The 23,526-nt window shown below is 64.6% G+C and carries 29 protein-coding genes; 20 read left to right on the top strand and 9 right to left on the bottom strand.

Annotated features, from left to right (window positions below; translation table 11 throughout):
- Window positions 1-22: 22 nt before the first annotated feature.
- Window positions 23-289, bottom strand: a complete 267-nt coding sequence (locus ACQVDU_RS07585) for a glutaredoxin family protein (RefSeq protein WP_443476737.1) — start codon at window positions 287-289, stop codon at window positions 23-25.
- A 110-nt stretch (window positions 290-399) separates the two neighbouring features.
- Between ACQVDU_RS07585 and ACQVDU_RS07580 the strand changes: the two genes are divergently transcribed.
- A complete protein-coding gene (locus tag ACQVDU_RS07580; RefSeq protein ID WP_443476736.1) occupies window positions 400-1,551 on the top strand; it encodes a glycosyltransferase in 1,152 nt (383 codons plus the stop codon).
- A 29-nt stretch (window positions 1,552-1,580) separates the two neighbouring features.
- Here the strand turns inward: ACQVDU_RS07580 and ACQVDU_RS07575 are convergent, their stop codons facing one another.
- Window positions 1,581-2,645 carry a polysaccharide deacetylase family protein gene (locus tag ACQVDU_RS07575; RefSeq protein WP_443476735.1) on the bottom strand — a complete coding sequence of 355 codons (1,065 nt, stop codon included), beginning with the start codon at window positions 2,643-2,645 and terminating at the stop codon, window positions 1,581-1,583.
- 183 nt (window positions 2,646-2,828) lie between these two features.
- On the opposite strand from ACQVDU_RS07575, the gene ACQVDU_RS07570 reads away from it, so the two are divergent.
- The gene (locus ACQVDU_RS07570) at window positions 2,829-3,227 is read left to right on the top strand and encodes a (deoxy)nucleoside triphosphate pyrophosphohydrolase (protein WP_300595017.1); all 399 of its coding nucleotides are present in this window, start codon (window positions 2,829-2,831) and stop codon (window positions 3,225-3,227) included.
- A 9-nt stretch (window positions 3,228-3,236) separates the two neighbouring features.
- Window positions 3,237-3,749 carry a glycine cleavage system protein R gene (locus ACQVDU_RS07565; protein ID WP_300595015.1) on the top strand — a complete coding sequence of 171 codons (513 nt, stop codon included), beginning with the start codon at window positions 3,237-3,239 and terminating at the stop codon, window positions 3,747-3,749.
- 20 nt (window positions 3,750-3,769) lie between these two features.
- On the opposite strand, the gene ACQVDU_RS07560 is transcribed toward ACQVDU_RS07565, so the two are convergent.
- The 3 genes from ACQVDU_RS07560 to nrdI all read right to left on the bottom strand — a co-directional run bounded on the left by ACQVDU_RS07560 (window position 3,770) and on the right by nrdI (window position 5,521).
- The gene (locus ACQVDU_RS07560; protein WP_300595013.1) at window positions 3,770-4,078 is read right to left on the bottom strand and encodes a hypothetical protein; all 309 of its coding nucleotides are present in this window, start codon (window positions 4,076-4,078) and stop codon (window positions 3,770-3,772) included.
- Window positions 4,079-4,126: 48 nt separating this feature from the next.
- A complete protein-coding gene (locus tag ACQVDU_RS07555) occupies window positions 4,127-4,978 on the bottom strand; it encodes an oxygenase MpaB family protein (protein ID WP_443476759.1) in 852 nt (283 codons plus the stop codon).
- Between the two features lie 102 nt (window positions 4,979-5,080).
- On the bottom strand, window positions 5,081-5,521 hold the full coding sequence (nrdI, locus tag ACQVDU_RS07550) for a class Ib ribonucleoside-diphosphate reductase assembly flavoprotein NrdI (protein ID WP_443476734.1): 441 nt from the start codon (window positions 5,519-5,521) through the stop codon (window positions 5,081-5,083).
- Between the two features lie 130 nt (window positions 5,522-5,651).
- Between nrdI and ACQVDU_RS07545 the strand changes: the two genes are divergently transcribed.
- Complete coding sequence (locus ACQVDU_RS07545; RefSeq protein WP_443476733.1) at window positions 5,652-6,434, top strand: alpha/beta fold hydrolase; 783 nt, start codon at window positions 5,652-5,654, stop codon at window positions 6,432-6,434.
- Window positions 6,435-6,441: 7 nt separating this feature from the next.
- Here ACQVDU_RS07545 and ACQVDU_RS07540 read toward each other — a convergent pair whose 3' ends face one another.
- Complete coding sequence (locus ACQVDU_RS07540) at window positions 6,442-6,981, bottom strand: YaeQ family protein (RefSeq protein ID WP_443476732.1); 540 nt, start codon at window positions 6,979-6,981, stop codon at window positions 6,442-6,444.
- 114 nt (window positions 6,982-7,095) lie between these two features.
- Between ACQVDU_RS07540 and ACQVDU_RS07535 the strand changes: the two genes are divergently transcribed.
- The gene (locus tag ACQVDU_RS07535) at window positions 7,096-7,623 is read left to right on the top strand and encodes a helix-turn-helix domain-containing protein (protein WP_443476731.1); all 528 of its coding nucleotides are present in this window, start codon (window positions 7,096-7,098) and stop codon (window positions 7,621-7,623) included.
- The gene (locus tag ACQVDU_RS07530; RefSeq protein WP_443476730.1) at window positions 7,620-8,171 is read left to right on the top strand and encodes a PIN domain-containing protein; all 552 of its coding nucleotides are present in this window, start codon (window positions 7,620-7,622) and stop codon (window positions 8,169-8,171) included. The genes ACQVDU_RS07535 and ACQVDU_RS07530 overlap by 4 nt, the downstream gene beginning before the upstream one ends.
- Window positions 8,172-8,422: 251 nt before the next feature.
- On the opposite strand, the gene ACQVDU_RS07525 is transcribed toward ACQVDU_RS07530, so the two are convergent.
- The 3 genes from ACQVDU_RS07525 to ACQVDU_RS07515 all read right to left on the bottom strand — a co-directional run bounded on the left by ACQVDU_RS07525 (window position 8,423) and on the right by ACQVDU_RS07515 (window position 11,944).
- Entirely contained in the window at window positions 8,423-9,337 is a 915-nt protein-coding gene (locus ACQVDU_RS07525; protein ID WP_443476729.1) for a DUF3800 domain-containing protein, read from the bottom strand.
- 271 nt (window positions 9,338-9,608) lie between these two features.
- The gene (locus tag ACQVDU_RS07520; protein ID WP_443476728.1) at window positions 9,609-10,484 is read right to left on the bottom strand and encodes a DNA adenine methylase; all 876 of its coding nucleotides are present in this window, start codon (window positions 10,482-10,484) and stop codon (window positions 9,609-9,611) included.
- Window positions 10,481-11,944, bottom strand: coding sequence for a ParB/Srx family N-terminal domain-containing protein (locus ACQVDU_RS07515; protein ID WP_443476727.1), 1,464 nt, complete (start codon window positions 11,942-11,944; stop codon window positions 10,481-10,483). Before ACQVDU_RS07515 ends, ACQVDU_RS07520 begins: the two co-directional genes overlap by 4 nt.
- Before the next feature lie 208 nt (window positions 11,945-12,152).
- Here ACQVDU_RS07515 and ACQVDU_RS07510 point away from each other — a divergent pair, with 208 nt between their 5' ends.
- From ACQVDU_RS07510 to ACQVDU_RS07445, 14 genes are all read left to right on the top strand, one after another.
- A complete protein-coding gene (locus ACQVDU_RS07510; protein WP_443476726.1) occupies window positions 12,153-12,839 on the top strand; it encodes a GntR family transcriptional regulator in 687 nt (228 codons plus the stop codon).
- Between the two features lie 97 nt (window positions 12,840-12,936).
- Window positions 12,937-13,335, top strand: coding sequence for a plasmid replication, integration and excision activator (locus ACQVDU_RS07505; protein WP_228361259.1), 399 nt, complete (start codon window positions 12,937-12,939; stop codon window positions 13,333-13,335).
- A complete protein-coding gene (locus tag ACQVDU_RS07500) occupies window positions 13,335-14,744 on the top strand; it encodes an FtsK/SpoIIIE domain-containing protein (protein ID WP_443476725.1) in 1,410 nt (469 codons plus the stop codon). The genes ACQVDU_RS07505 and ACQVDU_RS07500 overlap by 1 nt, the downstream gene beginning before the upstream one ends.
- Window positions 14,741-15,157: a hypothetical protein gene (locus ACQVDU_RS07495; protein ID WP_443476724.1), complete on the top strand. Its 417-nt coding sequence runs from the start codon at window positions 14,741-14,743 to the stop codon at window positions 15,155-15,157. The genes ACQVDU_RS07500 and ACQVDU_RS07495 overlap by 4 nt, the downstream gene beginning before the upstream one ends.
- Window positions 15,144-16,547, top strand: coding sequence for a replication initiator (locus ACQVDU_RS07490; RefSeq protein ID WP_443476723.1), 1,404 nt, complete (start codon window positions 15,144-15,146; stop codon window positions 16,545-16,547). The genes ACQVDU_RS07495 and ACQVDU_RS07490 overlap by 14 nt, the downstream gene beginning before the upstream one ends.
- Window positions 16,544-16,786: a helix-turn-helix transcriptional regulator gene (locus tag ACQVDU_RS07485; protein ID WP_443476722.1), complete on the top strand. Its 243-nt coding sequence runs from the start codon at window positions 16,544-16,546 to the stop codon at window positions 16,784-16,786. The genes ACQVDU_RS07490 and ACQVDU_RS07485 overlap by 4 nt, the downstream gene beginning before the upstream one ends.
- The gene (locus tag ACQVDU_RS07480) at window positions 16,776-17,900 is read left to right on the top strand and encodes a tyrosine-type recombinase/integrase (RefSeq protein WP_443476721.1); all 1,125 of its coding nucleotides are present in this window, start codon (window positions 16,776-16,778) and stop codon (window positions 17,898-17,900) included. The genes ACQVDU_RS07485 and ACQVDU_RS07480 overlap by 11 nt, the downstream gene beginning before the upstream one ends.
- A gap of 37 nt (window positions 17,901-17,937) precedes the next feature.
- Window positions 17,938-18,690: a hypothetical protein gene (locus tag ACQVDU_RS07475; protein WP_443476720.1), complete on the top strand. Its 753-nt coding sequence runs from the start codon at window positions 17,938-17,940 to the stop codon at window positions 18,688-18,690.
- A complete protein-coding gene (locus tag ACQVDU_RS07470) occupies window positions 18,687-19,049 on the top strand; it encodes a hypothetical protein (protein ID WP_443476719.1) in 363 nt (120 codons plus the stop codon). The genes ACQVDU_RS07475 and ACQVDU_RS07470 overlap by 4 nt, the downstream gene beginning before the upstream one ends.
- Complete coding sequence (locus tag ACQVDU_RS07465; protein ID WP_443476718.1) at window positions 19,046-19,327, top strand: hypothetical protein; 282 nt, start codon at window positions 19,046-19,048, stop codon at window positions 19,325-19,327. The genes ACQVDU_RS07470 and ACQVDU_RS07465 overlap by 4 nt, the downstream gene beginning before the upstream one ends.
- A 115-nt stretch (window positions 19,328-19,442) precedes the next feature.
- On the top strand, window positions 19,443-19,832 hold the full coding sequence (locus ACQVDU_RS07460) for an ArsR/SmtB family transcription factor (RefSeq protein WP_443476717.1): 390 nt from the start codon (window positions 19,443-19,445) through the stop codon (window positions 19,830-19,832).
- Window positions 19,829-21,727 carry a heavy metal translocating P-type ATPase gene (locus ACQVDU_RS07455; RefSeq protein WP_443476716.1) on the top strand — a complete coding sequence of 633 codons (1,899 nt, stop codon included), beginning with the start codon at window positions 19,829-19,831 and terminating at the stop codon, window positions 21,725-21,727. Before ACQVDU_RS07460 ends, ACQVDU_RS07455 begins: the two co-directional genes overlap by 4 nt.
- Window positions 21,724-22,224, top strand: coding sequence for a hypothetical protein (locus tag ACQVDU_RS07450; RefSeq protein WP_443476715.1), 501 nt, complete (start codon window positions 21,724-21,726; stop codon window positions 22,222-22,224). The genes ACQVDU_RS07455 and ACQVDU_RS07450 overlap by 4 nt, the downstream gene beginning before the upstream one ends.
- Window positions 22,224-23,483, top strand: a complete 1,260-nt coding sequence (locus ACQVDU_RS07445) for an MFS transporter (RefSeq protein ID WP_443476714.1) — start codon at window positions 22,224-22,226, stop codon at window positions 23,481-23,483. Before ACQVDU_RS07450 ends, ACQVDU_RS07445 begins: the two co-directional genes overlap by 1 nt.
- Window positions 23,484-23,526: the final 43 nt, after the last annotated feature.

Genomic DNA, 23,526 nt, shown 5'->3' with positions numbered 1-23,526 from the left:
GTCTCACTGCCCTGTCAGAGAGCTAGGAGATCAGTGCGAGCTCGCGCAGCTTCGCCTCGACGTCGGCGTTGCTCGGCTCCACATGGTGCGTCGCATCGGGATAGACCACGACAGGAATGTTGGTGCGGCCAGAGATGTCGCGCGCGACATCCGCCGCCGCCGGGTCGGCCTCGAGATCGACGTACTCGTACGCAACCCCCAGCTCATCGAGCTGCGCCTTGGTGCGCCGGCAGTCGCGGCACCAGTCAGCGCCGAACATCGTCAGGGTGCCAGAAGTTTCCGAAGTCATGCATCCAGCGTACGACCGCCGCGCACTCATCGGCCGGTCAGCCTGTGGATGCGCTATGGATCAGTGGACAGCGTTACGGCGAACTCGCCGAGGCATGCCAGCATTGAGCCATGGATCTTTCCATCGTGGTGCCGACATACAACGAGGCACCCAATATCGCGGAACTCGTGACTCGGGTTGCATCGGCGACGAGCGGCATCCGGGCAGAGATCGTCTTCGTCGATGACAGCACCGACACTACCGCTGATGAGATCCGCAGGGTAGCTACCGACGCGCCGATTCCCGTACGTCTGATTCACCGCGACATTCCCACGGGCGGTCTCGGCGGAGCGGTGATGGTGGGGTTCGATGCGGCGACCTCCGACGTTTGCGTTGTCATGGATGGCGACCTCCAGCATCCGCCCGAGGACATCCCGCGCCTGTGGCGTCGCTACGGAGTTGGCGATGTCGATGTCGTCGTCGCCTCGCGATACAGCGGCGAGGGGACCAATGACGGACTGGCCGGAGCATCCCGTGTTGCCGTATCCAAGTCGGCGACGCTTCTGACCAAGGCGATGTTCCCGGGCCGCCTCAAGGGCGTCACCGATCCGATGACGGGCTTCTTTCTCATCGATCGTCGCCGCCTCGACCTGCGTACGCTCAAGCCGCGCGGGTTCAAGATTCTTCTCGAGATCCTCGCCCGCACCAACCTGCGGGTCGCCGAGGTGCCGTTCGATTTCGCCGACCGCAACGCCGGCGAGTCCAAGGCCTCGTTCCGACAGGGCGTGCACTTCCTCGCACAGCTGACGATGCTGCGCTTTGGCAAGATGTCGATGTTCGCCGTCATCGGCGGCCTGGGTGCCGTCGCCAACATCGCGATCGTCTGGCTCCTCGCGCGATGGGGGGTCCACGACATTCCCGCGATGATCGTCGCCGCCGAGATCACCATCATCGCGAACTTCCTGCTGCAGGAGCGATTCGTCTTCCAGGACATGAAGGCAGAGGCATCCGGGGTCTGGGAGCGCTTTGCGAAGTCGTTCGGCTTCAACAATGCCGAGGCGATCGTGCGGATCCCGCTGACGGCGCTCCTGGTCTCGTCGTGGCATATCTCGGTGGTCATCGCGACCGCGATCACGCTCGCGCTCGCCTTCGTCGCGCGGTTCCTGTTCCACGCGCTCGTGGTCTACGCACCCTCGCGCAGCCGGCGCACGGGCGCCAAGACCCGCACCCGCGAGGTCCTCGAAGAACTCGACGAGCAGGTGATGGCTCCCGGCGAGCTCTGAGCCGCCGATGCCGATCCGGTAACGCGGGGTCAGCCGATCTGCCGCGCGAGGTCTCCGACCGACATCCCGTAGTTCATGCGGATGACCGGAAGCGCGAGCTTGTCGGTGCCGATGTGCACGTAGCCGTAGTCGATCGTTCGCGCCATCTCGAACCCGGCGGCAGCGACGCCCGCCTTCGCAGTGTCGTTGTAGTGGCCGAACGGATACGCGATGACTTCCTTCGCGCCGATGTATGCCGCGGAGGACTCAAGATCGGCGGCGATCACGTCGGCTGACTCATTGACCATCCGCCCCTTACCATTCGCGCCGGCTCGGTGCATGTCCTCGGTGTGCGAGCGGACGATGACGTAGGGCGATGGATGCAGTTCCCGCCGGTCTATCGTGATCATGAACGAGGTGGCCAGCACGTGGTGCGCATCGACCACGGGGACTGCCAGCTGGTACCAGGTGGCGTCGGCATCGTCATCCGTCACGATCACCGAGTGGTTCGGCAGGAACAGCCGACCGTCGATGAAGGCGCTCAGCTCGTCCCATGTGGGCTGGTAGAAGCCCTGATCGGCGATGTAGGCCATCTGCTGCTCGAAGTCCCCGATGTAGGCGTAGTTCAGCCGCAGCCAGCCTGACTCGCCAGCCGGGTTCGACGTGAATTGGTGGTACATGAGGATCGGGATTTGCGCGTCTTCGGCGGCGTTAGCGTCGGGAGTCGTCCACGCACCATAGAGAGTGCGCTCCCGCTCGTCGCACGTGACGAGCTCCGACCCGTTGACACGGTCGGCGATGCTGAGACTCTCGGCGCCGGTGGGCGTGGCGTACCATCCCGCGAACACCGCCCCCTCGCGGGACGGGATCGGCAGGCCCGCATAGAGCTGACCCTCGTGCTGCAGCATCGGCGGCACGTCGAGGTCGGCGCCCTCGAACGAGACCGCGCAGGTCGTCGTATCGCCGCTGTCGACGAGCATCTGCTGCGTTGCGCTCAAGGGCGGAGGAGTAGCGGGCCGCGTGGGTGTTGTAACGGGTGCTGCCGATGCCCCCGGATCTGTCAGGCTGATGGTTGCGACCGCGCCGACGATCAGTGCCACCAGTACCACGGCCACCAGGGCAGCCCACAGGATCACGCCATGGCGCGGGCGCGCATGTGCTGGTGCACGATGCACCGGATCCGCATTCCCCTGCCCGCTCATTGGCCACCCCAGTCAGACACCGCGGCCCCGAGCCGCGCACCGCGTACGGCGCGGCGTCCGACGCGCACCATCACGCGCGATAGGAGGATTGTATTCGTGAAAGATGTCCCAACAATCGATGTCGTGGCCGCTGTCGTCACAGACGGTGACGAGATACTCGTGTGCCGTCGGGGGGCTCACATCGGGCAGTCGGGCCGCTGGGAGTTCCCCGGAGGCAAGGTCGAACCGGGGGAAGACCCGATCGATGCGCTCGTACGTGAAGTGCAGGAGGAGCTTGGCGTCGGCATCCGTGTCACGGGACATCTGTCGACCGACGACACCCACGTCGGCGACCGCATCATTCGCCTCGCCTGCTATCGCGCGGAACTGGAGGGCGAGCGGCCGACGCAAAGCACTGATCACGACGAGCTGAGGTGGGTCGGCACCCGTGACCTCGACGGGTTCTGGTGGGCTGAGCCCGACCTGCCCGCTGTGCGAATCTTGACCGCGGAGTAGCATGCGAGCGTGCCTCGCTACGTGATCACGCTCGTCGGAGAGGACCGGTCCGGACTCGTCTCGGCGGTCGCGGATGCCGTGAGCGCCCACGGAGGCAACTGGGAGGGAAGCCAGCTCGCCGAACGCGCCGGCGTGTTCGCCGGAGTGATCGAGATCTCGGTTCCCGAGGAGTCGGCGACGGTGCTGCTGGATGCGCTGCTGGCGCTCGATGAGACTCTCACCGTCACGGCGCTCTCGGGGGCGGATGCCTCAGCGGCGAACCGCACGGCTAGTTCCCTCGTGATCTCGCTCATCGCTAACGACCGCCCAGGAATCGTCCGCGATGTCTCCGCTGTGCTCGCCGCGCACGGGCTCAGCATCGACGATCTGTCGACCGAGGTGCGCGACGCGGCAATGGCCGGAGGGCGCATCTTCGAGGCATCCGTTCTCGCCCATGCTGCAGCCGGCACCGATCTGTCCCGCGTGAAGGAAGACCTCGAGAAGTTGGCTGCGGAGCTGCAAGTCGAGATTGCGATCGGCTGACGCCGGGCGCGATGTTCAGGTCACTGACGCGCGAGGGCGTCCCAGTTGATCTCGATGTGGGTCGGGTCGCTCGGTGAGATCAGTGCCGGGAGCGTCGAGCCGACGCGCGGCCAATACTTCGCGCTCGTCACGACCTCGGTGCTGACCCGTGTCTCCGGGATGCCTGCGGTGGTTGTGACGACCTCGAGCTGACACGCCTGGTAGCGCGCGCGGCCCTCGCGGTCGGATGCCGAGACCACCCGCACCGTGCCGCGCACCGCATCGGCCAGCGGGTCGCCGGTGTACTTCTCGAGCATGTGCGCGGCCTCTTCGACCCAGGGCTCCTCCATGCCCGCAGCCTACGGGACGTGTCGTTACGGGCGTGTCACCGTGTGGGCTCAGCTCGCCCGGGTGGGCTCGGTGCCGGATGCCTCGAGCCGCCGCAGTCGCCGCCGCGCCATGTCATGCGCTCGCGGACCGCTACCGAGGCTCTTGCCGGCGACGAACAGCGCGAACCGCGTCATCGTGACCACCGGCAGCCATGAGCGGCGTAGTCCCAGCATCCGTCGATACTCGCGCGGGATCGTCGCCACGGCGCCGGCGAACAGCAGACGGTAGGCCCACCGGAGCGACCCGTCGAGCGGGACCCGGCGGAGGAACCGCACGACATCCTGCACGCGTTCGTCGCCGCGCAGGATGCCGCGGTCGAGGTACCCGTGCATGCGGGCGCGCAGTTCCGCGGCGGTCTCGGGCGGATCCGTCACGCCCATGAGTCGGCCCGCAGTAGCCCAGTCGCTGACGTATGCGTCAGGCCCGCCGGGAATCGGACCGCCCCAGGTTTCGTGGCAGGTGAGGAAGGCATCTGTGAAAGCGAGATGGACCCACTCGACGAGGTCGGCGTCGGCGGCGGAATACGTGCGGGTCTCGCCGGTGCTGTCGCGGTATTCGCCCGCGACCTCGCTGTGGAATCGCGCCACACGGCCGAGCTCGGCATCCACCTGCTCCTGCGAGCCGAACGTGACGCAGATCACCCAGCGCACCGTTCCGGCGAGGCGCCCGAGGGGGTCCTCGCGGTAGCGCGACCAGTCGTGCACCCCCGCCATCGCACCCGGATGCAGAGCCTGAATCAGCAGGGCACGGATGCCGGCAACGAGAGTTGGCATACCAGCGTGCACCGTCCACGCTGCGCCGTCTTCGGCAAACAGGCCGGGATCGTCGCCGCGCTCGAGTCGCTGCACCCATGGCGGCATCCCGTTCGGATCGCCCGGCAGCGGCACGAGCAAGCGCGCGCGAAGTCCGGGTCGGCGGGTCACACCTTCAGGATGCCATCGCCGCGCAGCGGTGGCTCCGGATCACGATTCCGAATGGGATGCAGCGAGCGCGGCATCCAGGTCGTCGAGGATCTGCGCGCAGTGGCTGACGTCTTCGGGGGTCCCCGCCAGTTCGAACTCGAACAGCACGGGCCTGCCCGACTGAGTCGCGAGTTCGCGGGCCGCGGCCTGGTAGTAGACGCCGAAGTTGCGGTTGCCCGAGCCGATGATCCCGACCATCCGGCGCCGGTTCGCGGGGGAGCGAAGGAAGCTGCGGACGCCTGCGGGAAGGGTCACCTCGTCGGCGTTCCCCGCCTTGTAGGACGGGGTCAGCAGAACCCAGGGGCCGGATGCTTCGGTGCGTCGGACGCTCGCGTCGGCGAGGTTGTGCACGGCCCGGCCGGTCTCCTCGGCCAGGTGCTGCGCGAAGCGCCCCGTGAGGTTCGAGGTCGACGAGTAGAAGTAGACAGGCGTCTTGTCCACGCTCCCAGTGTCTCGCTGTTGCGGCTGGCGAGGCGTGGAGGGGACCGGGGATAAGGGTCCGCGGTGCGAGCAATCGCCATCTCCTTCTGAGGCCTGTTCGGTGTCGGCGGCGAGGTCTACGCTCAGCCGCATGGAGACAGCCATCTCGGCCGACGGCACGCGCATCGCCTACGAGACGTTCGGGTCGGGCCGACCCGTTGTCATCCTCGGCGGTGCCTTCTCAACCGCGAGCGACGGAGTACCGCTTGCAGAGGCTCTCGCCGCTCTCGGTCTTCACGGGGTGACTGTCGACCGTCGTGCCCGCGGTGGCAGTGGAGATACCGCTCCGTACGCGCCTGAGCGCGAAGCGGAGGATGTGGCAGCGGTCGTGGATGCCGTCGGCGGCCGCGCGGCACTTCTCGGCCATTCGTCGGGAGCGGTGCTCGCACTGCTGGCGGCATCCCGTGGCGCTCAGGTGTCGCACCTCTTCCTGTCGGAGCCACCGGTGGGCTTCGGGCAGTCTCACGTTCCCCTCGACTTGCCGGAGAGACTGCAGGGCCTGCTTGACGAAGGTCGGCCCGAACAGGTGGTCACGATCTTCCAGCGAGAAGCGGTCGGATTGCCTGACGCGATGATCGCGCAGATCCGCGAGAGCCCGATGTTCCCGCATCTGGTTGGCCTTGCCCAGTCGGTCGTCTACGACGCGGCCCTCGCGCGTGCGTGCGATTCTCCGGATGAGCGGATGCTTGGCCTGGACGTTCCGACCGCGGTGCTCTGCGGCGCCGAGACGTTCCCCTTCCTTGAGGTTTCATCTCGCGCGCTCGCCGAAGCGATGCCAGCGGCCGAGCTCGTCATCGTGCCCGAGTCCCGCGGGCATCGCCCCGATCCTGCCGCGACGGCTCGAGTGGTCGCGGAGTGGCTCGGCGTGGTCTGAGATCGACTCAGGCGGCGAACACGGAGTGGATGTCTGACGAGAACGTCTGTCCGTTGATCTCGAGGTACAGATGCTTCTCGGTGACCGAGACGGTCAGCGCCGTTCGGCGCTCGATACCCGACGCCGCCGTCTCTAGGAACCCGCGGTCGAAGCTGATGACGGCAATGTCTTCGCCACGGTGGATGCGTTTGCCCGCCCAGCTCGCGACGAGCTTGGCCGGATCCCGGTGTGTGTACACAGCCACGCGGTCGGCCTTCATGCTGCCCTCGTGAAGTCGCGCGGCATCCGGCGCACCGACCTCGATCCAGGCCGTCAGGGCGCCGGTAGCGTCGCGGACCACAATCGCCGGCTCATCCGTCGAGGCGAGACCTTCGGTGAAAGTGATGCCCTCCTCGTACTCCAGTGCGTAGGCGAGCACGCGCGTGAGCATGAACACGTCGGTCTCAGACGGATGCCGCGCCACCCGCAGCGACAGATCCTCGTAGACGCCACGGTCGACGTCCGCCAGCGTCACCGTGAACGTATAGATCGTCGCGCCCGCAGCCATCTCGCCAGCCTATGGTTCGATCACTCGTCGGTGTAGTTCATCGAGCGAAGGGAGCGGTCCAGCGACTCAGAGCAGGTGTTCGTTTTTTTCGTTTTGCCGGGTAGCATGGAGGCTATGAGCACCTCGACCCACATGCCCCGCGGTGCCCGCAAGGCACAGACCTACCTACCCGAAGCTGACGCTCGCGAAGAGCTCCTCGACTTCGCTGAGTTGATGCGAGAGCTCGAAGTCTTCCTCTCGCAGAACTCGTCCAAGGCGGCTCTCGTGGACCCTCACGGAAACGCTCGCCCCATCCCCGATGAGATCTTCCGAATCCTCGAACAGGTGACGAACGCGCTCGCCGCAGGTGACGGCATCACGATCGTGCCGCAGGGGATGACAATGACGACGCAGCAGGCCGCGGACTTCCTCGGCATCAGCCGACCGACGTTGGTCCGTCTCCTCGAGGCTGGCGCCATTGCCTTCGACAAGCCGGGTCGTCACCGTCGCGTCCGTCTGGAGGATCTCGTCGCATACCAGTCAAGCTTCCGCGCCGAGCGTCGCTCTGCCCTGCGCGAGCTGCAGCGCGCCAGCCTCGGGGCGAAGGTCCAGGTTGGCGACCCGGTCGAGGTGAAGCGCCGTGCGGAGCTGGACCCTGAGTGAGCTTTCCCGCCTTCTTCGACACCAACGTTCTCTACGGCGCGCTGCTCAACGACTTTGTCCTAGAACTCGCTGACCGCGGATTGTTCCGGCCTCTGTGGTCGCAGGATGTTCTGTTCGAACTGGCGAAGAACCTTGTGAAGAACGGTGAGGACCCGGCGCTCGTCCGCAAGCGCGTCAGCACGATGGAACACTACTTCGCCGACGCAATGGTCACTGGCTACGAGGATCTGGTGCCGACGATGACGAACGACGCGAAGGATCGGCACATTCTCGCTGCCGCCATACGCGGCGGAGCCGAGGTGCTGGTGACTTTCAACACCAGGGACTTCCCGGTGCAGGCCGTCGAACGCTTCGACCTCGAAGTCGTCCACCCCGACGACTTCCTTCTCGATCAGCTCGACCTGTACCACGCGCCGACGCTTCGTGCACTGGTAGAACTCGTCGCGGGGTACGAATCTCCGACGATGACCGTCGATGACTTCCTGCTCGCGCTTACCCGTGCCGGCGTGCCGAAGTTCGTAGATGCGACTCGGTCGAAGCTCTACTGAGACCGCAAGGCAAAACCCCCGCCATGTAGAAGCCAGGCGAGGGTTTCTGGGGTGATTGTAACGATCACCCTTGTGGCTCCGACGGGCGTCGATCCCGTGACCTCACGATTTTCAGTTGTGTGACACGGGTTTGTGGGCATCAGTTGATGCTCGATTGCCGCATGATTCCGTGGAAGTCGTGCTCGTTGGTGATGGCTGGTTCTCGATGGTTTCAACCGAGTTCCCGGCCCGGGACCGGCCCGGGATCACAGTCACTTCCTGCGTCGGTCCTCTTCGGCACGGACTGCTGCGGCATGAATCTTCCTAAGCGTCGCGTTCGGCAGTCCATCGCCAACGCGGTGACCAGCGGCGATCGGGTAGAGGGGCCGCTCCTTAAAGAACAGCGCAGAGTGGTGAATATCGTCGAGACCGCGGTGCCACAGGTGCAGCTTCGATTCGTGCGTGAAGTTGCCGGACATTGTGTGGCTCCATGAGCCTGGTACCCAGTGGTAGGGCGAGTCGCGAATTAGTTGGTTGTCGATCGCTCGTGTCGTGGCGGCGGCGACCCAATCGGCGAACTGGATGTTCGCACTCAGAACGCTGTCGACGTGCATCGGGGGCTCGACGATTCGCTTCATCTCGGGGCGGTCAGCGGATCGACGGAAGATGTGGCCGTACATCTGTGGCAAGCGTTCAGCGCGAGTCTTTTCGTTGATCTGGTCGATCATGACCAGTAGGTTCCGCTCGCGCCGCTCTGCATAGGTGCAGAGGCGGTTGAGGGTCTCTTGCATCGCGGCAGTTTCGCGAGCCGCAGGGTCCAGGTTTGTCTGCTTCGGTGTGCCGAGGGGCTTCTCATCGGCGTAATAGAAGAGCATTCCGCGCATCGATCTCAGAGTCTTCACCAGGCCGGCGAAGACTCTGAGATGCTGCGGATGGGTGGCGGCAGTGGTCGGGCGGAACATAGATGCGCCCTTCTTCTCCCACTGTCCCGGGTTCGGGTTATCGATCAACTCGGAGGCGAAGAGTGTTCGCTTCTCGTGAGTAAATCTTTGACCGAAGCCTCGAGCGCACTCCGCTTCGATTACGAAGCCTGCGTACCCGAAGGAAGGGCTGGTGTGGAAGCGTTCGTGATCCCGCGAGATGAAGGCTCCGGGCTCACCGATCTCGTCGATGTAGGCCAGGAGCATGCCTCCAGTATCGAGGAAACACCGCACAACGCAGAAGCCCACGCACGCGGCGTGGGCTTCTCGAGTCGGCGCGCGGGGCACTGTTTCAGCCCTCGCTACCGGTCTTTACAGTACTTGAAGCCGGTTGCGAGTGCAACGAGTCATCGATGACCCGCCCGATAGGCTCCAAACGAACCTTCGGCGCGGTACCCGCGGTTTGGAGCCTATCGGGCGGGTCCGGTGGCCGGTGCAGGCCACGCTGCCGTTTACGCCAGACGCGGCAAACTCACAGCTAGGCGACCCAACGGGCGGTGTTGCCGCGAATAATCTGAAGATCTGGGACGGTAATCCCCGCAGCGAAAACTGCGTACTCGGACCCGATGTGTTGTGTCGCGGCCGTATGGGCGATATCGAACGACGCGCATCGAAGCCCTACATAAAGCTCGTTGGGAATCCGCTCGTCCGCGTCGTACGTCATGAACCAGGGCAGGTTGACAGCGCGAAGCTGGGCGGCGAGTTGCTTGTGATCGTCGTACGACAATCCATCAAGGTAGAGGCGTTCTCCCTGCACGAGGTAGGGAGGATCGACATATACGAGGACGTCGGTGGCGTCACGCTCCATCTTGACCAGGAAGTCACGAGCGTCGAGCTCAGAGACGGTGACGCGGTTTCTATACTCGCCGACGTAGCGGACCTTGTCTGCAAGATCGTCGCGATTGAATCGCGCGTCGATCTTCCAGTTTCCCGTCTGCTCAAGCCCTCCGATGGGGCGCGCCCTGAGGATGCCCGAACGATTCGTGCGATTCAGGTAAAACGTCGCGAACCCGAGCTCCAGATCGTCGTACTGCGTCGGATTCGCATAGATATCGCGCATCCGATGCCACTCGTCCACATTCAGGTTGGCGCCCAAGATGAGTTGAGAGAAATCCTCCGTGGACGCAAAGAGAGCGCGCCAAAAGGCGGCAATCCCTGGGTCTAGATCGTTGATGTGAGCGTGGCGGACTTCTTCATTCGCCAACAGTCGCAAAGCAGCACCCGCTCCTCCGGCGAACGGCTCTGCATACTCACGCGGACGGGGGCTCTGCGCTCTGACGAGGCGTGCCAAGTAGTCGGCCAAGCGACTCTTGCCGCCCGGGTAACGAAGTGGGCTGAGGGACCGAAATCTCATACCGGGTTGGCTCCTGCAAAGTCGTCCAGTCGTTGTAACAGCGGCCGAAAAGTCGTGGTCAGCGCGCGGACAGCGTCGGGTGTTGGAACAGCCATAAAGTTGTGAACGTACGCGTTCATCTCGTCGACCGCGAGGCCGTCGCCGTCGCCAGACTGAGTCTTGATCCAGGACATGTCCAGAGCCTTATCGCGCTTTTGGGAGTTCTCGGCATCTGGATCTAGGGCGAGCAGTGACTTGCGAAATTTGGTCCGAAGCTTCGCATTCTCCGCGAACCAACCGCGCGAAGCGCCGATATCCGTCATTGCCATCTCGAGGATCACTCGAACCATGACTGCCGTGACTCCTGCAGCATCGTCGATCTTCAGCTTCTGCGCTTCTCTGAGGAGCTTGCTCGTGCGTAGGTCGACATTTTTCAGCACAAGTCCGTAGAAGATTCGGGCTTCGCCCTTGGGCGCGTTCTTCCGCCTACGAATCGGCTCATCTTGGTTCCCTCGGTCACCGGGACCCGAGCCGCTCGTTTGCCCGGGGTCATCCCCGATCCCGCCTCTGCCGGCTCCGCCTGGTGCCCCGCCCTGTGTTGTCGTCCGCGCGTACTCGCCCTCAGACTCCGTATTAGCCCCATCATCAGGGCTGTCTTCGCGGTGATTGTCTGACACGGCCGCTACGACCTCATCGATGTAGTCGTCTTGCTGGTCTCCGGTCTTGATCGAATCAACCTTGATTGTCGTGAGATCGTGGAATACGACGCAGAGAATGTCTTTGGCCAGGTCGTTCTCCGGATCGAGCGTCACTACATCGTTCTTGATGTCGACCATCATCTGCGAGCGAACGTAAGGTCGGCTCAGGAGGCGAGCAAGGTTCGTGAACTTTCCACCGTCGCGAACACTTCGGACGTCGTTGACCAGTTCCGTGTCGTCCGCGAACGTAGTCAGGACTTTGCGAACGAAGAGCACTGCGCGGTATTCGGCAGTTGGGCGGGGTCGAAATGCGGCGCTTTGGTAGGAGTTCCAGGGGTCGGTGCCTACGCCGTCGTTTTGGCCAGTGTGCCGGAGCTCGATCCATCGCTGAGCAGCATCGCGGTCGTCGACGACGTAACAGTCGACCTGACCGGGCCCCTCTCCAGTTTGCCCGAGGTCGATTGCCTTCTTCCGGATGCGGGCCAGCGCTTTCTGAGTAGCCGGCGCGATGGCGATGTCTGGATTGCGAAGGAGTTTCAACGCTGCGAACCGGCGGTTCCCCTCGAGCACGACTACACGGCTACCCTCTCGCATGACAATTGGCGGGTTGATGGGATCCAGCTGCCCGAGCACTGCTATGTCTTCAGCGAGGTTCAGGAGCTTTCCCGGTCCTTGGGAGAGAAGCGCATTGATCGCTTCTCTCTGTCCTAGAACGGGCTCGGCGAATCGAGGATTGTGCTCGTCGACCTCTACGTCAACGATCGAGAACGGTTCATACCCCATTGAGCCATCATGGCATCAGCGCTTATGGCTGCCATGTTGGATGTGGGATCGCGTTGCGGCACACTGCCGAGGAGCGCCCGGACCGCAGCGGAGCGAGGACCGGACGCACCGCAGTGCAGCGTGGCGGAACGCGCCGGCCGGAGGCCGGGCTTGAATGAGTAAAGAAAGTTCTCACAGCTAGTCGGTGGACGGACGATATCCTGTCTAGATGAGTGACTTCCCGGTAGGTGAGCTGAGCGGCTTGAAGGGTGCGCTGGTGCCCGCATACCGCCAGATCGCGAACGAGCTACGGCGCGTGATCATCGACCATCAGTTGCAGCCTGGCACCAAGCTCCCGTCGGAAACGGAACTCGTCGCGAGATTCGACGTCGCGCGCATGACTGCGCGTGAAGCGCTTCGGGTCTTGAAAGCCGAGGGTGTTGTTCGGTCAGAGCAAGGTAGGGGAGTCTTTGTCCAACGTGAACTCTCTCCGGCACCGGTTCAAATGGGCCAGTCCACTTCTTCAAACGAGGGCGAATGGCGTGAGCGAGTTCACGGTGTTCTAGTCAATGGTCGAGGCTCCGCCGAACTGTCTGAAGACGTGTGGGCGCGATCGGCTCTTCGCCACGCTGCCGGGCCTATCGCGGGCATCGCGATACGCCTCGAGCCAATTCCCTCACGCAGCGACGACGGGACAGTCTTCATCCCGGGGGAGTTGGAGGGGGCTCACGCTCGCGCCGCAGATGCGGTGTCTCGCGCGTGTCAGTGGGTGGTGTCGGTTCGAGTGCCGCGCGACGGAGAAATGAACAGCCTGATCGTGACTCGTATCGGCCTGGACGCGTCGGACCAGCCCCTGGTTGCGAGCTTCGGTTTGCGGTCTGGCTCGTGGCCGGTGACAACAACCGAGACCATCTAGTCTTGACAACCTATCTAGACAAGTGAAAGGCTCTAGCCATCCACATCTGACGGTTGCGACTAGCGCAACTTGTCTAGATAACTAGATAGGAGACAGAATGGCACTTCAGTCCGCAATCCCGGTCAACTTCGAGGCGTTCTTCCCGCGTGGCGCGTTTGTCGTCGGCGAGGTCGAACCTGTCGTCAAGTGGTCGGACGACGGCCAGCGTCAGGGGCAGGACCTCGACAAGGTCACGGGCCATCCGCTCTGGCAGGTCCGAGTGATCGACGCCGACCCTGACGCGAAGAAGGGGCAGGGCGAGGTCACGGTCAAGATCGTCAGCATCTCAGAGCCGCCGTTGCCGCCCGAGTCGAACGGCTTGCCGTTCCGACCGGCCTACTTCGACGGGCTCACCGTCACCCCATACGTGAAGGAGGGCCAGGGGCGTCCTCGCGTCGCGTACTCCCTCCGGGCGCGCGAGATGAAAGCGGCACCGAAGGCTCGCGGGGGAGAGTGATGGGCAACACCGTGCCGCGCGAGCTGCGCACCTGGGGTGACGAGGTCGGGATTGTAGCTCGTCGCTGGTGGTGGATACTCGCGGTCATCGTCGCCATGACGTGGCTCCCTCCCGCTCCGGCTGTGCAGGTTGCGTTCAACTGGGCGATCCTCGCTCTGGTCGTGCTCGTCGCGACGTGGGCGATCGTCACCGCTCGTCGGATGCCGCGTCAGCCCGATGAGAAGTGGAAGCGGGACGTCGGTCGGAGCATCCACGGGAGTTGGGCAGCCGTCGCGATACGCCTCGGCCTCGGAGTGCCCGACCACGCGACGCGCGGCACGGTGCCACCAGCGATCAGCTATCCCGTGTGGGACACATGGACATGCATCCTGCGCGTCTCACTCCCTCAAGGTCTCGGACGTGAGCACCTTCAAGCTCAGACAGGACTGCTGGCGCAGGCGTTCGGCGCTCGGCGTGCGGTCGTCGAGGGATCTCACATCGGATCGTTGGTGCTGCGATTAGAGTACGCCGACGCGCTGGAGGAGCCTTTCCGGCTTGAGAACGACCTGCCCTGGGATGGCAAGACCGTCCCGATGGGCATCTTCGCCTCGGGGGAGATCTGGCGCCTGCGGCTCGGGCCGCACACCCTCGTAGCTGGATCCTCGGGCAGCGGCAAAGCCTCGCTCGTGTGGGGGCTTCTGCTCGGACTTGCCGAGCCGATCCACAGTGGTCTCGTCGAAGTGTGGGGCGTTGATCGCAAGGGCGGTATGGAACTCGCGCTCGGTCGCCTGTTGCTGACGCGGTTCGCTGACGACGCACAGCATTCGGTGATTCTGCTCGAAGAAGCGGTCGACGCGATGCAGGCCCGCGCACGACTGCTCGCTGGCAAGACGCGGCAGCACGTCCCGACGAAAGACAGCCCGACTGTCGTCATCCTCATCGACGAACTCGCGGCGCTTACGGCCTACGAGACCGATCGGGATCTTCTTCGCCGCGCGAACGCAGCCATCGCGACTCTCGCCTCGCAGGGGAGAGCGGTCGGCTTCGTGGTGTTCGCCTGTTTGCAGGATCCCCGCAAGGAAACCTTGCCCGCGCGCGGCCTCTTCACTCAGACAGTCGGTTTACGCCTCCGCGACCGGATGGAGACCTCGATGGTCCTCGGCGACGGTGCAGTCGTAGCAGGCGCGCTCTGTCACGAGATTCTGCCCGACACCCCAGGCGTCGCCTACGTGCTGCCCGAGGACGGCAGGCCACCCGAGCGCGTAAGGGCTGGCCTCGTCACCGACGACATGATCCGCGACACGGCATCCAGATTCGCCGCACCGCGGCAGATCCCGATCGTCACCCCCGAATCTCCGCCAGACGTCCCGCGCCAGCCGCGCCCACGACGTGAACCCCGCACGACCACACGAAAGGGAACCGCATCATGAAGAACTCGAATGGCGCCGCAGTCGCAGGCATCCTCCTCGTTGCCGCCGCGCTTGCGGGTTGTGCGGCAGCCCCCGCTCCCGCGGAGACATCCTCCAGCGAGACGCGTCCGGTTCGAGCATTCGAGGTTGCTCCTTGCAACCTCGGAGAGCAGTTCGACCACGACGCGATGGTCAAGCGCGCCCGCTACGACACCCCGGCCGCCGGCAAATACGAGCTTGAGCACTACGGCCCGATGATCGCCAACAACTCGTGCTCCGATGCTCAGATCATCAAGTGGCAGGAGCTTCGGCGCGAGCTTGGCGAAAGCGACACGATCTGCCGTGTCGTCTACTACGACGACTACTTCTCCGCGACGACGTATCCGATCGGCTGTGCCGTGCCCGTGATGGTGGTGACCGATGCGTCTCGATGAATCGGTCGCTCGACGGCTCCGTAGCCCTGACTTCGACCGCTGGATGCGTGGGGTCTCCGCCACGGGCTACTGCCACAACCCCGTGCGTCTCGTGGGCTCGTCGACAACGCTCCACGAGACGTCGGGCGAGGTTCTCTCCGAGTACGCCTCAGCGAACGAATCTGACGGAGTCACCTTCACGCGGTGCGGCAACCGGCGGTCCAGGCGGTGCGAGTCGTGCAGCCACGAGTACAAGGGCGACACATGGCACATGATCATGGCGGGCGCCGCCGGTGGGATGAAGGACGTCCCGGAGCAGGTCGCGGAGCATCCGATGGTCTTTCTTACTCTCACCGCGCCATCTTTCGGAGCGGTGCACACAACCGCCTCGGATCGTCGCGTGGGCCTTTGCGAACACGGCAGGCCGACCGGTTGCCGGTGCCATCACGACATCGATGACACTCAACGCGGCGATGCCGTCTGTGAAGACTGCTACGACTACGTCGGACACGTGGTGTGGCAGTACCACGCGCCGGAACTTTGGCGCCGGTTCACAATCCGGCTTCGGCGCGAGCTTGCCCGCAGTCTCGGCCTCACTCAGCGGGCGGCATCCCGAATCGTTCGATTGCAGTTCGCGAAGGTCGCCGAGTTCCAGCGTCGCGGGGTCGTGCACTTTCACGCGATCATCCGCATTGACGGAGTGCACCCGGAGCATCCGTTTCCGGCACCCCCCACGGCTGTCACGACAGCGCATCTGTTGAGCGCAATTGGTGCCGCCGTTCGCAGCACTCGCACCGTAGCTGCTCCGTTGCCGGGGGAGGAGCGGGGTCGCACTCTGGTCTGGGGCAAGCAGTTCGATGCACGGGCCATCGTTCGTCGCGACGATAGCTACCGAAATCTAGGGGAGTCTAGTGAATCACTAGACTCTGGGCCGCTATCCGATCGGGCTGTGGCGGCGTACATCGCGAAGTACGCGACAAAAGCGACCGAGGACCTCGAGCCGACAGGCGCCGGCCGCGCGCACATCAAGCGCATTAAGTCGACCGTGCGCGAGCTCGCCGCGACCATCGATGTCGAAGGGCCGTACGGTCAGCTCCAACGCTGGGACGGGATGCTCGGCTTCCGCGGTCACTTCTCGACCAAGTCGCGCCGATACTCCGTCACGCTCGGTTCCTTGCGCGGAGCCCGTCGCACCTGGCGCCTGCAGCGCCTTCTTGAGGCTGCGAGGCCCAGCGACGACATCACGGCCGATGAGGTGCTGGTGCTGGGTTCGTGGGCCTACGCAGGCATGGGCTGGCTCACCGACGGCGACAAAGCGCTGGCGACCAATGCCGCGGATGCGGCACGGCAGTGGCGAGATCAACGAGCCCGTGACCGCAGAAACCCATCCACCCAAAGGAGCACACGATGAGCACCCCAACGCTGACCGTTGCCGAGCAGCCGGCGATCGTCGAAACCGAGCAGCACAGCGACTACCTCACTCGGCGCGAAGCCGCCGCCCTCTGCCGAGTGCCGCTGTCGACCTTCGACTCGCTGCGGCGTCAGAACCGGTTCCCGTTCCCCGACGCGCATATGGGCAAGCACATGCTCTGGCGGGCCTCTACCGTGACGGCATTCCTCGACGCAGGCGGTACCCGCGGTGGCGACTGAACGGGGTGGGCGGATCGATCCGAAGACTCGGCGACAGCTGCCTGATGGTATCCGATTCCGCACGGACCGCGGCAAGTACCAAGTCCGCGTCTGGGCGATCGGGCTGAACGGCGAGCAGCGAGAGCGGAGCTTCTACGTCGAGACGCTGGCAGAGGCCAAGAAGCTTCGCGCCGAGACGCTCACGAAGCGGTTCCCCGACGGAGACATGACCTTGACGCAGTGGCATGCACGGCACTGGCCTGTGATTCAGCAGAGCGTGCGCGCGTCGACCTCGAGAGCGTACGAGCGGGGATGGCGGCTGCGCGTGAAGCCGTGGCTCGGGCACATCAAGCTCGAGAAGCTGACGGCAGGCGTCATCGAGGAGGCGATCTCGGGGTGGACCGGCACAACCTCGACGCGCATTGACGCGCTATCAGTGCTCAGCCGGTTGCTGGATGGCGCTGTTCGAGCGCATCTCGTACCGCTCAATCAGGCGCGGCTCGCTCGCCGACCGAAGTCCGACGTTGGGAACAGCCTGCGGTCACGCGCCCTCACCGCGGCGGAAGTGCAACGCCTGCTCGAGTCGATCGATGATGCGCACTACCGGCGCTATATCGCTGGCCTGGTCTACACAGGTATGCGCGCCAATGAGGCGACAGCATTGCGCATAGAGGACGTAGACCTTGCGCATCGCACCATTCACGTCCGTCGCGCGTTCAGCATCGGAGCCGACGGGCGGGGGATCGAGCTGACGCCGAAGAGTCACAAAGAGAGAGACGTCCCAATCCCGACGCCGCTCGTCGGGCCGCTGACCGAGGCGATGGCAGGCAAGCAGCGTGGCGATCTCGTCTTTACTGGTCCTCGTGGCGGCCGGATCAACGCATCGAACGTCCGGCGCGCGATCGACTGGAAGACGGTCCGGGCGCAGCTTCAGCGCGATGACCTCCGCATTCACGACCTGCGGCACACGCTCGCGACACTGCTATTCGACGCAGGAGCCTCTGCCAACGACGTTCAAGCTGTCCTCGGCCACTCGAGCATGCAGATGACCGAGCGCTACAGCCGTTCTCGATCCGACGTCGCCAAGCGCGCGGCAGTCGCCATCGACTCGCTGTTCGATGACCCCAAAAACTGAGGGAGACATCCGCCCCCGAGACCCGAGAGGAAGAATGATGGCTTCACCAACAGAAGCGTCGCTGTCGCGGCTCGAGCAGGTCTACACGCCCCTAGGGGATTACCTGCGGTCGGTGAGCCACGACGAGGATGCCGTGCTCGCATTCGCCGACGTCGAAGCGCTCATTGGCAGGCCGCTTCCGCCACAGGCTCGTTCGAAGCACACGTGGTGGGGAGCAATACCGCGACAGCCGCAAAGTCGGGCATGGCTCCGCGCCGATCGCCGTGCCGAGCCTGACCTGATGGCCGAGACCGTCACCTTCGTGTTCGAGGTGTTCACGCGGGACAACCCGCTCGAACGGATTCAGGGCATCCGTGCCGCCTGGCTCGGCTATGCCCGCACGAGCTTGTCGATCCCGCCCCGCAACGCCGATGGACCGCACGTTGATCTCGGCTGGTGGGAGCCTCACGAGGTTTACTTGCTGCACCTCCCGGAGAAAAGTCAGTTCAAAGTGGGACTGACCCGGGTCGGTAGCAAGCGTCTCGTGTCGGTCGGTGGAGCGCGGGCGCGAACAATGGATCGAATCACAATGGCGAACCGCTGGGCCGCACTCGTCGTAGAACATCACGTGCTCGAGCTCGCCTGGGATGCCTGGGAGCGACCCGATCGATTCGCTTCTGGAGACAAAGGAGAGACCGAGCGCTGGAACGATTGGCTGGTCCCGCCGCCGCTGTCGGTTGTGTGTGATTCGCTCAAGGAGGACCGGCAAGCACCGGGATGGGACGTCAGCGTCTACAGGAAGGAATCGTGATGCGCGTCGAGTACGACGAGGTCGTTCAGACAGAGCGGCTCAAAAGCCCTATCAGCGCGCCGCACCTCGAGCGCGCCAACGGGTTCGCCGTTCGCCTCGAGGATCAGTGGTTTTGGTTCTCCGGACTTGAAGCCGCGTACACGTTCGGTCGTGCCGGAAGGATGTCGATCCAGGTCAGAAGCTGGGATCTCGTGGAGGCCGCCACCGAGGCACGCTTCGACAACACCCTCGGTAGGGACGTCTTCACCCTGTATGTGGTTGACGAGGAGGGCATTCATCGTGATGCCGACACCGACCGCAAGCTCATCCGGCGATTCGCAGACGGCGTGAATCTGCGAAGCTCGCACTGGAACCCATGAATCTCGACGACAGCAGAGATCTCATTGACGCAAAGACCGCGATGGACATCGTCCGTAGCGCGGAGCGTGGAGAGATCTCGCGGGACCAACTCGTTGGCGCACTTCAATCCTGGAAGTTCGATCCGAAGTACCGCACGCGTGGTCTGGCAGACGATTGGGAATCCCGGCCCAATAGTTTCGAGGCTGTCGAATACGCGCACATGGTCGACCTAATCGATGAGGATGCATACCGGCGCATCGAGGAGCGAGTCGAGCGCGACCGGTCCCTGGACCTGTAGAAGCTTTCGGCGCTATCGAACAACGTCCCGAACACGAACGCGGCGCCCACCACGCACCCTTCCGCGTTTGCGTCGTTGGGGTTCTAGTCCGACGCAAGACTGTTATTATCTATGCATGAATGCAGATAAGCGGATTTGCGGTCGGCTGCCGGGGAGTGATTTCGTTGAGTTGGCGGTTGAGATCTTCGGGATGCTCGCGGATGCCACGCGGGTGCGGATGATTCTCGCGCTCCGTGAGGCGGGCGAGCTGTCTGTGAATGATCTTGCTGAGATTGTGGAGAAGCCGGCGGCGTCGGTGTCGCAGCATCTTGCGAAGCTGCGGTTGGCGCGGATCGTGTCGACTCGGCAGGAGGGGACGCGGGTGTTCTACAAGCTCGCGAATGAGCACGCTTCGCAGCTGGTGCGGGATGCGATCTTCCAGGCGGAGCACAGTCTTGGTGGCACGCCTCCTCACCACCACGCCGACGCTGTCAAGTTGCAGGAAAGCTTGAGCGCGGACGCATGACCGTCGTGACAGATCTCGGGCTGCGGCCCGGGGGCCGCGCGCTGCCCAAACCGCCTTCGATCTTCGTCACCGGATCACGACTTCCCGAGGTCAGGTGGGCGGCACTCTCGCTGCTGCTGTTCCTGATCGCGTGGCCGTTACAGCTGGCCGGTGCTCCGGAGCCGGTGTGGTGGACCTTGTATCTCGCCGGGTACGTCGCGGGTGGCTGGGAGCCGGCGTGGGCCGGGTTGACCGCGTTGCGGAGCAAGACACTCGACGTGGACTTGCTGATGATCGTCGCGGCGATCGCGGCAGCTTCTATCGGGCAGGTGTTCGACGGCGCCTTGCTGATCGTGATCTTCGCTACCAGCGGCGCGCTCGAGGCCCTTGTCACGCAGCGCACCGCTGACTCGGTCAGCAGCCTCCTCACGCTTGCCCCTGAGCAGGCCACCCGGCTCACCTACGCGGGGGAGCGGGAGGAGCTCGAGGATGTACCGACTTCTGAGCTGCAGGTGGGGGATCTGATCCTGGTTCGCCCTGGTGAGCGGATCGGCGCGGATGGTGCCGTGATCGATGGTGTCAGCGAGGTCGATCAGGCCGCGATGACGGGCGAGTCGATGCCAGTTCGCCGGGAGGTCGGTCAGGAGGTGCTCTCTGGAACGGTGAATGGCACCGGGTCGTTGACTGTCCGGGTGACGCGCCCTGCGAGTGAGTCGGTCATCGCCCGGGTAGTGACGATGGTCTCCGAGGCGTCCGAGACCAAGTCGCAGCGGCAGATGTTCATCGAGAAGGTCGAGCAGCGGTACTCGCTTGGGGTGGTCGCAGCAACCCTGCTGGTGTTCTTCATCCCGCTACTTCTGGGCAACGACTTCCGTGAGGCACTGCTGCGGGCGATCACTTTCATGATCGTCGCGTCCCCCTGCGCTGTGGTCCTCTCGACGATGCCTCCACTGCTTGCGTCGATCGCGAACGCGGGTCGCCACGGTGTGCTGGTGAAATCGGCGACGGTGATGGAACGTCTCGGCCGGACGTCGCTGGTCGCGTTCGACAAGACCGGCACCCTCACCCACGGCGCCCCCGTCGTACGGGATGTGACCGCACGACCCGGGCACACCGCTGATTTCGTGTTTGCGTTGGCTGCGGCTGTCGAGCAACACAGCGAGCACCCGATCGGGCGCGCCATCGTCCGCGCCGCACCGCAGCGGGTGAACCCCGCCACGAACTTCCGGGCGCTCCCTGGCCATGGTGTCGAGGGAACGGTCGACGGCCGCCTGGTGAGGGTGGTGCAGACCGCTGATGAAACCCAGACGGTCGGCACTGTCGTTGACGTCCTGGTCGATGGTGAGTTGGTCGGCACCTTGACGTTGGATGATGCGCTCCGTGCGGACGCGCCCGAATCGGTGGCCCGCACCGAGGCGTTGACCTCATCGCCGGTGCATCTGCTGACGGGCGACAACGACCGCACCGCAGCTGACATCGCGGCTCGCACCGGGATCAGCGTTGTTCATGCCCGACTACTGCCGGCAGACAAGGCGACGACGGTGAAACGGCTCGAGGATGACGGTGCCACGGTGATGGTCGTCGGTGACGGGGTGAACGATGCTCCCGCCCTGGCAGCCGCGAGCATCGGTGTGGCAATGGGCCGGCACGGCTCTGACCTCGCTTTAGACACGGCTGACGCGGTGATCATCCGCGACGAGCTCACCGCGGTCCCCTCGGTCATCAACCTGTCTCGCAAAGCGCACCGATACGTCGTCGCGAACCTGATCATCGCTGCCACGTTCATCACGGTGCTGGTGACGTGGGATCTGGTCGGCAGTCTGCCGCTGCCCCTGGCCGTGGCAGGCCATGAGGGGTCCACCGTCATCGTCGCCCTCAACGGGCTCAGGCTCCTCCGCAAGAGCGCCTGGACATGACCACGCACAAGACGACGCCCCGGATCGGTGCGGACGATGGCGCTAAACGACCCGCACAGGCCCGGTCGGCGCTGGACTCCGACGGCGCTGTGGTGATCGTGTGCCGGGGTGGGGACTGCGGCAGTCGTCGCAAGCACCCGACTGTGGACCACGCGACCCAACTCGCGTTCATCCGCATCGCCGTGGGAGACGCTGCGGACGTTCTGGTCAGCAAGTGTCTGGATGCGTGCGAGCACTCCAACGTCATCGTCGTCGTCCCGAACGCGCACGACCGTGATCGGGGAGTCGAACCGGTCTGGGTGGGTGAAGTCAACGACCCCGATGACACGGACGATCTGACGGGGTGGGTGAAGTCCCCGACCCTGTGGTCCACGCCTCCGCCGACGCTCGTCGACATTCACACGTTCATCCCGACGCGACGCAGCCGCCATGAACTCGCGGACCCCGACACCGTTCCCGCGGCACGCGGCACGCGCCATTCACGGAAGCGCCGCTGATGATCGGGGTGCTGCGTAACCCGACCTATCGGTCGCTGTTCTTCGCGCAGGTGATTGCCCTGCTTGGCACGGGGCTGCTTACCGTGGCGCTGGGGCTCCTCGCTTTCGACATCGCCGGCGACGCTGCGGGGTCCGTGCTCGGCACCGCACTGACGATCAAAATGGTCGCCTATGTGGGCGTCGCCCCTCTCGTTGCTGCCCTCGTGGACCGGCTGCCGAAGAAAGCCGTCCTGATCGGCGCCGACGCCATCCGGTTCGCGATCGCCCTGATGCTGCCCTTCGTGAACGAGACCTGGCAGATCTACGTCCTCGTTTTCGTGCTGCAGTCCGCCTCGGCCACCTTCACTCCCGCGTTTCAGTCCCTGATCCCAGGCATCCTCCCCGACGCGCGCGACTACACCCGTGCACTCTCACTGTCCCGTCTCGCCTACGACCTGGAAGCACTCCTCAGCCCCACCATCGCCGCGGTGTTGCTGCTGGCCATCAGTTACACGGGTCTGTTCATGGGCACCGCGGTCGGGTTTGCTGGATCGGCGCTCCTCGTCCTGATCGCTCGTATCCCCGCACATGCAAGCGACCCGGCTGCGGGCGGATTCTGGCGCCGTCTCCCGATGGGTGCGAAGGTTTTCGCCCGATCCCCGTCGCTCCGCTTCCTGATGCTCACCAACGTTGTCGTCGCAGCGGGCACCGCGATTGTCCTCGTGAACTCCGTCGTCTATGCCCGCGGCGTCTTCGATCTGGACGCGGCCGGGCTCGCGTTCGCGCTCGGCGCATACGGTCTCGGATCCCTCGTCGTCGCCATCAGCACGCCTCCCATCGTCGACCGATTCGGTGTCGTGCGGACCATGATCGCGGGCGCAGTCACGATCGTTGCTGGCCTCGTCGCAGCCATCTTGGTGACCGCGGTCGCGCAATCCACCACCAGCGGATGGTTCCTGCTGCTGGGAACCTGGGCGCTCCTCGGCATGGGCACCGCGATGGTCAACACGCCGTCCTCGCGCCTACTCGCCGACGCCTCCACACCCGCGAACCGCAACCTGGTCTACACCGCCCAGTTCGCGCTCTCCCACGCCTGCTTCCTAATCACATACCCCATCGCGGGCTGGCTCGGAAGCCAAAGCCTCATCCTCGCCGCCATCGCGCTGGCAGTGATCGCCGTGGCGGGCTTCGCTGCCGCGGTACGGCTCAGCGGTTCTATCCCGACTCGCGACCGGGAGCCGGTCCCCCCCGTCTCAGCGCGAGGCATCGAGGGTCCTTGAACTCCTCGAGCTCACCCAGCTTTCCGACCTCACGGACGCGCTG

Source organism: Microbacterium sp. F2, from assembly GCF_052274505.1.
In the GTDB taxonomy this organism is placed as follows: domain Bacteria; phylum Actinomycetota; class Actinomycetes; order Actinomycetales; family Microbacteriaceae; genus Microbacterium.
The sequence above is the reverse complement of the archived record's forward strand: the minus strand, read 5'-3'. Positions and strand labels throughout refer to the sequence as shown.

Coding starts and splice junctions, on each gene's coding strand:
- ACQVDU_RS07585 (WP_443476737.1), bottom strand. CDS start 289: ATGACTTCGGAAACTTCTGGCACCCTGACGATGTTCGGCGCTGACTGG.
- ACQVDU_RS07580 (WP_443476736.1), top strand. CDS start 400: ATGGATCTTTCCATCGTGGTGCCGACATACAACGAGGCACCCAATATC.
- ACQVDU_RS07560 (WP_300595013.1), bottom strand. CDS start 4,078: ATGGAGGAGCCCTGGGTCGAAGAGGCCGCGCACATGCTCGAGAAGTAC.
- ACQVDU_RS07555 (WP_443476759.1), bottom strand. CDS start 4,978: ATGCCGCCATGGGTGCAGCGACTCGAGCGCGGCGACGATCCCGGCCTG.
- ACQVDU_RS07545 (WP_443476733.1), top strand. CDS start 5,652: ATGGAGACAGCCATCTCGGCCGACGGCACGCGCATCGCCTACGAGACG.
- ACQVDU_RS07540 (WP_443476732.1), bottom strand. CDS start 6,981: ATGGCTGCGGGCGCGACGATCTATACGTTCACGGTGACGCTGGCGGAC.
- ACQVDU_RS07535 (WP_443476731.1), top strand. CDS start 7,096: ATGAGCACCTCGACCCACATGCCCCGCGGTGCCCGCAAGGCACAGACC.
- ACQVDU_RS07525 (WP_443476729.1), bottom strand. CDS start 9,337: ATGCTCCTGGCCTACATCGACGAGATCGGTGAGCCCGGAGCCTTCATC.
- ACQVDU_RS07520 (WP_443476728.1), bottom strand. CDS start 10,484: ATGAGATTTCGGTCCCTCAGCCCACTTCGTTACCCGGGCGGCAAGAGT.
- ACQVDU_RS07515 (WP_443476727.1), bottom strand. CDS start 11,944: ATGGGGTATGAACCGTTCTCGATCGTTGACGTAGAGGTCGACGAGCAC.
- ACQVDU_RS07510 (WP_443476726.1), top strand. CDS start 12,153: ATGAGTGACTTCCCGGTAGGTGAGCTGAGCGGCTTGAAGGGTGCGCTG.
- ACQVDU_RS07505 (WP_228361259.1), top strand. CDS start 12,937: ATGGCACTTCAGTCCGCAATCCCGGTCAACTTCGAGGCGTTCTTCCCG.
- ACQVDU_RS07500 (WP_443476725.1), top strand. CDS start 13,335: ATGGGCAACACCGTGCCGCGCGAGCTGCGCACCTGGGGTGACGAGGTC.
- ACQVDU_RS07495 (WP_443476724.1), top strand. CDS start 14,741: ATGAAGAACTCGAATGGCGCCGCAGTCGCAGGCATCCTCCTCGTTGCC.
- ACQVDU_RS07490 (WP_443476723.1), top strand. CDS start 15,144: ATGCGTCTCGATGAATCGGTCGCTCGACGGCTCCGTAGCCCTGACTTC.
- ACQVDU_RS07485 (WP_443476722.1), top strand. CDS start 16,544: ATGAGCACCCCAACGCTGACCGTTGCCGAGCAGCCGGCGATCGTCGAA.
- ACQVDU_RS07475 (WP_443476720.1), top strand. CDS start 17,938: ATGGCTTCACCAACAGAAGCGTCGCTGTCGCGGCTCGAGCAGGTCTAC.
- ACQVDU_RS07465 (WP_443476718.1), top strand. CDS start 19,046: ATGAATCTCGACGACAGCAGAGATCTCATTGACGCAAAGACCGCGATG.
- ACQVDU_RS07460 (WP_443476717.1), top strand. CDS start 19,443: ATGAATGCAGATAAGCGGATTTGCGGTCGGCTGCCGGGGAGTGATTTC.
- ACQVDU_RS07455 (WP_443476716.1), top strand. CDS start 19,829: ATGACCGTCGTGACAGATCTCGGGCTGCGGCCCGGGGGCCGCGCGCTG.
- ACQVDU_RS07450 (WP_443476715.1), top strand. CDS start 21,724: ATGACCACGCACAAGACGACGCCCCGGATCGGTGCGGACGATGGCGCT.
- ACQVDU_RS07445 (WP_443476714.1), top strand. CDS start 22,224: ATGATCGGGGTGCTGCGTAACCCGACCTATCGGTCGCTGTTCTTCGCG.